Origin of the sequence: uncultured Frigoribacterium sp., assembly GCF_963515265.1 — a bacterium.
Lineage (GTDB): Bacteria > Actinomycetota > Actinomycetes > Actinomycetales > Microbacteriaceae > Frigoribacterium.
In genome coordinates this window covers 1-7,451 of sequence record NZ_CAUPYL010000131.1, presented here as the reverse complement: position 1 = coordinate 7,451, position 7,451 = coordinate 1, and the positions used below count along the sequence as shown (strand labels likewise).

Here is a 7,451-nt window from a genome sequence, read left to right as displayed (position 1 = left end):
GAGTCGTGCTGGTCGCCGTCCGCCGCCGCGGCCGCACCGCCTGATCGCCTGACGGCCTGACGGCCTGCCGCGGCGCGCTACGCGAGCGGGTCGGCCGCGCGCCGCTCGCGGAACGCGACCGCGTTCACGCGGTTGCTGCAGCGCACGCTGCAGAAGCGCTTGGAGGCGTTCCGCGAGAGGTCGACGAGCACGCCGTCGCAGTCGTCCGCCGCGCACTCGCGGAGGCGCCCGGTCTCGTCGGTCCGGACGACGTCGACGAGGGCCATCGCCGCCTCGACGAGGATTCGGTCCGCGAGGGGCGCCTCCTGCGGGGTGGCGTGCACGTGCCAGTCGAGGTCGCCGTGCCGCACGAGCCGCGGCACCGCCTGCAGCCGCGCGAGCAGCTCGTTCACGGCCTCGACCATCGCGTCGCGGTCGAGGGTCCAGAGCTGACGGAGGCGCGTGCGGGCCTGCCGCACGGCCGCGAGCTCGGCCTCGTCGCCGTCGAACCGGCCCGAGAAGCCGAAGCGCGTCATCAGCTCGGCCAGCTGGTCGGTCGTGGCGAGCTGGTCGACGCCGCTGCGGGTCGCTCGGGCGGCCGTGTTGAGGATCGTCGCGTCGAACTCCAGCACGTCTTCCGTGTCAGGGGCGAAAAGCACATTGACTCCTTACTCGCGACCAGTCTACTGTCAGGACTCATCATCCTTTAGTCCCTGACGGACACAGTGCGCCTGATGGCACAGTGCCCCTGACGAAACGAGCAGCCGTGGACCGCCGCCACCTCACGACCGGACTGATCGTCGCGGTCGTGGCCGCCGCCTCCTTCGGGGTGTCGGGCCCCTTCGTCAAGCCGCTGCTCGCCTCCGGCTGGAGCCCGGTCGCCGCCGTGGCCCTTCGCGCCCTCGTCGGGGGCGCGCTGCTCGCTCCGGTCGCCCTCGCGGCGCTGCGCCTCGACCTGCGACCGATCTGGCGGGCGCGGCGGCGCGTGCTCGGGATGGCTGTCGTCGGCGTCGCGGGCACGCAGGTGTTCTACTTCGCGGCGATCCAGCACATCCCCGTCGGCACGGCGATCCTGCTCGAGTACATGGCCCCGCTGCTGCTGGTCGCCGTCGCGTGGGTCGCGTCGCGGCGTCGGCCTGCCGGGGTCGTGCTGGTCGGCTCCGCGATCGCCGCCGCCGGGCTCGTGCTGGTCGTGTCGCCGAGCGGCGGGGGAGCGCTCGACCCGCTCGGCCTCCTGTTCGGCGTGCTCGCGATGGTCTGCTGCGCCGGCTACTTCGTCATCGCGGCGCAGCCGTCCGGCGACCTCCCTCCCGTCGCGCTGGCAGCCTCCGGCCTGCTCGTCGGGTCGGCCCTGCTCGGGCTCCTGGGCCTGACCGGGCTCGTGCCCTTCACGGCGTCGGCCGACGACGTGGTGGTGCTCGGCGGGGTCGTCGCCTGGTGGGTGCCGATGCTGGTGATCGGGGTCGTCGCCACCGCCGTCGCCTACGCGACGAGCATCACCGCGAGCTCGATGCTCGGGTCGCGCCTGGCGTCGTTCGTCGGTCTGCTCGAGGTCGCGGCCGCCGCGGCCTGGGCGTGGGTGCTGCTCGACGAGGCGCTGACCCCGTGGCAGCTCGTCGGAGGCGTCCTGATCGTCGCGGGCATCGTGGCCGTGCGGTCGGACGTCGGCTCGGACGACCCGAGCCCGGCGCCCGAGATGCTGGCGGCGGCGCCGGCTGCGGCGCCGCCGCCGGCGTCAGCTGTCGACTGACCTGCGGGCACGGGCACGGGTTCGAGTCCGGGCCCGAGCCCGCTTCCGCTTCCGCGTCCGCGTCCGCGGAGTCACTCGACCTCGGGCCAGTCGCTCGTGAGGAACGCCTCTACCGCGCGGTGGCGGAAGCTGTAGCGCGTGCCGCGATCGATGATCCCGCGCACGCGGTCGAGGCGCTGGGACGTCGGACCGGCGTCGGTCGACCTCGAGAAGCCGGCGTCGGTCGAGATGCGCGTGAGGGTGCGTTCCGTCGGGTCGAGCTTCGCCATCGCGACCACGAAGTCCCGTTCGCGCGGCGGCAGGCGCTCGAGGATCCGCTCGACGTGGGAGGTCGCCTCCGCCTCCGCCGATCGCCACCCTCGAATCGCGTCCGCTCGACTGATGACGTCTCCCGTCCCGGCGTACCAGGCGGCCTGCCCGGCGAGCTGGAAGAGGAAGGGCTCGCCGCGGCACACGTCCACGATGACCTCTGCGGCGTCGGGGGCGAGGTGGACGACGCTCACGGAGCCCTTACCGTCGGGGACCTCCCACCCCACGACGACGAACTCACGGAGAGCGCTGCGCAGGTCGTCGTCGTCGATCGGCGTCAGGACGGTCGTGGCGAAGCGCCGGCTGAAGGTCGCGCCCTTGCGTCCGGCCGAGGCCTCGGCGAAGTCGGGCAGCCCGGTCAGGTAGACGGCGATCGGGAGGGACCGCTCGACCGGGCCAAGCCCGGGAACGTCCACCTCCGTCGTGAAGGTGATCGCGTCGCCGAGGGCGATGAGCACCTGGGACAGGGCTGCCTCGTCCGTGATGTTCTGGATCTCGTCCAGGTGGATGACGACGACCGCGTCGTGGTCGATCGCCGCGTGCCCGATCTCGACCAACAGGTCCGTCAGGGCCGTGTGGGGCTCTTGGCCCTCTGCTCCGCGCAGGGAGAGGGAGACTCCGCTCAGGGCGACCGACTGCACCCGCCGCACCAGGTCGCCGATCCGGTGTTCCCGTCCTGCTGACAGCCCGGCCTTGTCGGCGAGCCGGAGGATCTCGGCCGCGAGGCGCTTGACCGGATCGGTCCCGAGCGCCAGACGGATCTGGGGCGTGACCCAGTCGCCCCGCCGGTCCGCGTCCCCGGCGATCCGTCGCACGAGGGAGGACTTGCCGAGGCCCGGCTCACCGAGGATCGTGCGGCCGCGCTCCCAGAGTCCTGCGGCGAGACGAGGCCGCAGGACGTCCTGCCAGTCGCTCAGCTGGCCCGTCCGCCCGGCCCATACGGCGGGCACGACGTCCGAGCCTGGCTGGAACGGATTGGTGACCGGAGTACGCACGTGGATAAACTTATCAGGCCGCGGCTGCTCCTTGATAAGTTTATCAATGAGCATCCGCTCGTCCGTCACTCCGCCTCGCCCGCGCCCCTCCCTTATCGGCTGACGCACCTCGCCCGCTACGCCGCCGCCGCCCCAGCCCGGGGGCCACCGCCGCACGGCACCCCCCGAAGGCGCGCCGTGCGCGCCCCCTCACTGGGGACAGCGCACCCCTTATACGGCCCTCGGCCCGTCGATAGGTTTGCTCTTGCACGGCGGAGGAGATCCGCCGGGCCGGGAGACCCGAAGTCCCTGGCCCGACGTCCACGGAGTCCGAGCCCTGCACCACCTCGCCTGCCCGCGACCGAACGAGCGGACCGACGAACGAGCCCTGATCAGAGGGCTGTTCGCCGCGCCCGGAAACGAACACCGGCCTGCCCGACGCAGGCCCCGTCCTGCTGGGAGCACCGGATGAACCGCACCGAACGCAACGCCATGGTGGTCGAGAACCTGCCGCTGGTGGGCTACCTCGTCAGCGAGGTGTGCGCCCGCGCCACCCACCTGTCGCGCGACGACCTCGCGAGCGTCGGCGCCGTCGCCCTCGTCCAGGCCGCGGACGCGTTCGACCCCACCCTCGGCATCCCGTTCGGCGCCTACGCGCGCACCCGCATCGTCGGCGCCTTCGCCGACGACATGCGCTCCGGCGACTGGGCCAGCCGCGGCACCCGCAAGCGCATCAAGGAGACGCTGTCCACGCAGGAGGCGCTGACCGCCTCCCTGGGACGCGCCCCCTCGGTCGACGAGATCGCCGGCGCCCTCGGCGTCGACCGCCAGACCGCGTCGAGCGCGCTCGCCGACGCGGCCCGCACCGTCTCGACCCTCGACGACACGGTCGCCGACCACCTCGCGGCCGACGTGCCGATGCCCGGCGACCACCTCCTCGCCAGCGAGCGCAGCCGCTACGTGCGCGCCGCGGTCGACGCCCTCCCCGAGCGCATGCGCCTCATCGTCGAGGCCGTCTACTTCGGCGACCGCACGGTCACCGAGGTCGCCGCCGAGCTCGGCATCACCCACAGCGCGGTCTCCCAGCAGCGCACGGAGGCGGTCCGCCTGCTCCGGGACGCGCTCGCGGCCCACTACGCGGACGACGAGACGGCGGACTTCGTCCCCGTGTCGAAGACGGCGCCCGCGCGCCGCAGCGCCTACCTCTCGAAGGTCGCCACGAACGCCGCCGTGGGCATCGCCCGCGCCGTGCGCGAGCCGGCCTCCGAGGGCTTCAGCGCCGCCGTCTGACGGCCCGCCAGAAAAACTTCGGCGCTCGGCTAACGAGTGCCGGCGACCGGCCGAGAGTAGCCGGTGTCAGCCCACGGACGGGCTGACGAACACCACCCAGTCACGGAAGAGGAAACACCATGGGCATGCAGATCAACACCAACCTCGCGGCGAACAACACCTACCGCAACCTGAACGCCACGCAGAACGACCTGTCGAAGAGCCTGGAGAAGCTCTCGTCGGGCCTCCGCATCAACCGTGCCGCTGACGACGCGGCCGGCCTCGCGATCTCCGAGGGCCTGCGCTCGCAGGTCGGCGGACTGACCGTCGCCGCACGCAACGCCCAGGACGGCATCTCGGTCGTCCAGACCGCTGAGGGTGGCCTCACCGAGGTCCACTCGATCCTCCAGCGTGTCCGTGACCTCGCCGTGCAGTCGGGCAACGACTCGAACAACGCGCAGGCTCGTGACGCGATCTCGACCGAGGCCGCGGCCCTGGGCGAGGAGCTGACGCGCATCTCGGCGTCGACCAACTTCAACGGAACGGCGCTGCTCGACGGCAAGACGTCGCTGACCTTCCAGGTCGGCGCTGGCTCCGTCGCTGCCGCCGACCAGATCACGGTCGACCTCAAGGGTGCGGACATCCCCGCGATCGCGAAGATCGTCACCGACATCGCCGCGCAGGCTGCGACGACGCCGGCGGCGGGTGGAGCAGGCACTGCTGGTCTGAAGAGCGCGGCTGACGCGCTCGAGGCCATCAAGGCCATCGACACCGCCATCGCGACGGTCTCCACCGAGCGCTCCAAGCTCGGTGCCGTGCAGAACCGCTTCGAGCACTCCATCGCGTCGACCAACGTCGCCAAGGAGAACCTCACGGCGGCCGGTTCGCGCATCCGCGACGTCGACATGGCGGAGGAGATGGTCAAGTACACGCGATCCAACGTCCTCAGCCAGGCCGGCCAGGCGATGCTCGCACAGGCGAACCAGAGCACCCAGGGCGTGCTGTCGCTCCTCCGCTAGTCGTCACCGACCGGCGGATGACCGGCTCCCGATCCCAGCGGGGGCCTGACACCACCTGAGCTCGGCTCCTCCGGGAGCGAACGGTTCACGACCGGTGGTCGGGACGCAGCAGCTGATCCTCTGCGTCCCGGCCCTCGGTCATCCCGAGCAGCATCCCCAGCGTCATCCCGAGCGTCGACGACGACCTCGCTGGCACCTCCCGCAGCACCGCACCACCCACTGACCCCCTGCATCCCGCGGTCTCCTCCGCACCTCCTCAGCTCGCCCGTCCTCGTCCCCGAAGGAGCACCCGATGGCCTCGTTCGGCATCGACGGCCTCGTCTCGGGGCTCGACACCACCACGCTGATCAACGGCCTGATGGCGGCGGAGGCGGTGCCCCAGACGATCCTGAAGAACAAGGCGACCGCGAACCAGGCGTTGGTCACGGCGCTCCAGGGCCTCAACACGAAGGTCGCCGAGCTGGCGACGCTCGCGACGAAGACGGCGAAGGCCGACTCGCTCGCCGCCTTCACCGCGAGCAGCACCTCGAAGGACGTCACGGCCACGACGACCGCCACCGCGCTGCCCGGCTCGATCGACTTCACGGTCGGCTCCACGGCGCAGGCGAAGAGCGGCGTCACCGCCGCGATGACCGCCTGGCCCACGTCGCCCGCGACGCTGACGTTCACGTCGGCCGCCGGCAAGGCGGTGGAGGTGACCAGCGCCTCCTCGTCGCTCGACGACCTCGTGCGCGCCGTCAACACGTCGGAGGCGGGCGTCAAGGCCGTCAAGGTCGCGTCCGGCAAGGACGCCGACGGCACCGTCACGTACCGCCTGCAGCTCACCTCCGCGACGACCGGCGCCGCGGGCGGCTTCTCGGTGCACCAGGGCACGGCCGCCGAGGTCGCCGCCGGCACCGCCCCCGACCTGCTCGCCGCTCCCGGCGCCGCCGTCGTCAAGCAGGCGCGCGACGCCTCCGTCACCCTCTGGGCCGGCACCGCCGCCGAGCAGGTCGTGACGAGCGCGACCAACACCTTCGCCGACCTGCTGCCCGGCGTCTCGGTCACCGTCACGGCGCCGAGCACCGACCCCGTCACGCTCACCGTCGCCCGCGACGGCGCCGCCTCGTCGAAGGTCGCCTCCGACCTCGTGTCGGGGCTGAACGGGATCCTCTCGCTCATCGCCTCGAAGAGCGCGACGTCGACCTCGACCAGCGCCTCCGGGGCCGTGACGGTCACGTCGGGCACCTTCACGGGCAGCTCGACGACGCGCGACGTCGTGCAGAAGCTGACCACGGCGATGTCGTCGCCGATCGGGGGCGTCTCGCCCTCGAGCATCGGCATCTCGATCACGAAGACCGGCGCGTTCGAGTTCGACGAGGCCAAGTTCTCCGCCGCGCTCGCGGCCGACCCCGTGAAGGTGCAGGCAGCCCTCTCCGAGATCGCCGGCCGCGTCGAGGCCGCTGCGACGAGCTCGTCCGACAAGCGCGACGGCAGCCTGACGAAGATCATCACCGGCCAGCAGTCGGTCGTGAAGGACCTCACCGCCCAGATCGCGAACTGGGACGACCGGCTGTCGTCGCGTCGCACCCAGCTCCAGAAGACCTACACCGCCCTCGAGGTCGCGCTCAGCTCGCTCACCGCGCAGCAGAGCTGGCTGAGCAGCCAGATCTCGAGCCTGAGCAAGAGCAGCTGATGGACGCCACCTCCTTCGCGGCGTTCGCCGCCGCCTCCCAGCCCACCGCCGTCGTCCAGCGCCAGCGGTCGGAGTACGCCGAGCAGGCCGTGCTCTCGGCGACGCCCGTCCAGCTCGTCACGATGCTCTACGACCGCCTGCTGCTCGACCTCGCCCGTGCCGAGAAGGCCCAGGTCGGCCAGGAGTGGGCGGCCGCGTCCGAGCAGCTGCTGCACGCCCAGGCGATCATCGCCGAGCTCACCTCGTCGCTGCGCGTCGACGTGTGGGACGGCGGCGAGGGCCTGCTGGCGCTCTACGGCTACACCTCGACGGCGCTGGTGAACGCGAACGTGCACCGCGACGTGGCCCTGACCCGCGAGGTCACCGGGCTGCTCGAGCCGCTCCGCCAGGCGTGGCACGAGGCGGCGACGTCGCTCGGCGGCGGGGTGGCCGGCGGCGCCGGGGCGCCGGCGTCGACCGGTGCTGGTGCCGCTGCT

Annotated in this window: 7 protein-coding genes; 5 read left to right on the top strand and 2 right to left on the bottom strand. The window is 72.3% G+C overall.

The genetic code is table 11. The features are described 5' to 3' along the window. Positions 1-77: 77 nt before the first annotated feature. Positions 78-638, bottom strand: a complete 561-nt coding sequence (locus tag RWM17_RS10425) for a CGNR zinc finger domain-containing protein (protein WP_314103408.1) — start codon at positions 636-638, stop codon at positions 78-80. 107 nt (positions 639-745) lie between these two features. On the opposite strand from RWM17_RS10425, the gene RWM17_RS10420 reads away from it, so the two are divergent. Then, positions 746-1,729, top strand: coding sequence for a DMT family transporter (locus tag RWM17_RS10420; RefSeq protein WP_314103405.1), 984 nt, complete (start codon positions 746-748; stop codon positions 1,727-1,729). A 71-nt stretch (positions 1,730-1,800) separates the two neighbouring features. Here the strand turns inward: RWM17_RS10420 and RWM17_RS10415 are convergent, their stop codons facing one another. Beyond that, positions 1,801-3,102 carry an ATP-binding protein gene (locus RWM17_RS10415; RefSeq protein ID WP_314103402.1) on the bottom strand — a complete coding sequence of 434 codons (1,302 nt, stop codon included), beginning with the start codon at positions 3,100-3,102 and terminating at the stop codon, positions 1,801-1,803. A gap of 378 nt (positions 3,103-3,480) precedes the next feature. Between RWM17_RS10415 and RWM17_RS10410 the strand changes: the two genes are divergently transcribed. From RWM17_RS10410 to fliS, 4 genes are all read left to right on the top strand, one after another. Next, entirely contained in the window at positions 3,481-4,302 is an 822-nt protein-coding gene (locus tag RWM17_RS10410; RefSeq protein WP_314103399.1) for a sigma-70 family RNA polymerase sigma factor, read from the top strand. 119 nt (positions 4,303-4,421) lie between these two features. Next, positions 4,422-5,300: a flagellin gene (locus RWM17_RS10405; protein ID WP_314103397.1), complete on the top strand. Its 879-nt coding sequence runs from the start codon at positions 4,422-4,424 to the stop codon at positions 5,298-5,300. 292 nt (positions 5,301-5,592) lie between these two features. Then, positions 5,593-6,975, top strand: coding sequence for a flagellar filament capping protein FliD (gene fliD / locus RWM17_RS10400; protein WP_314103394.1), 1,383 nt, complete (start codon positions 5,593-5,595; stop codon positions 6,973-6,975). Continuing rightward, the coding region (gene fliS / locus RWM17_RS10395; protein ID WP_314103392.1) for a flagellar export chaperone FliS at positions 6,975-7,451 on the top strand (477 nt) is incomplete at its 3' end. The genes fliD and fliS, both read left to right, overlap by 1 nt.

Coding starts and splice junctions, on each gene's coding strand:
- RWM17_RS10410 (WP_314103399.1), top strand. CDS start 3,481: ATGAACCGCACCGAACGCAACGCCATGGTGGTCGAGAACCTGCCGCTG.
- RWM17_RS10405 (WP_314103397.1), top strand. CDS start 4,422: ATGGGCATGCAGATCAACACCAACCTCGCGGCGAACAACACCTACCGC.
- fliD (WP_314103394.1), top strand. CDS start 5,593: ATGGCCTCGTTCGGCATCGACGGCCTCGTCTCGGGGCTCGACACCACC.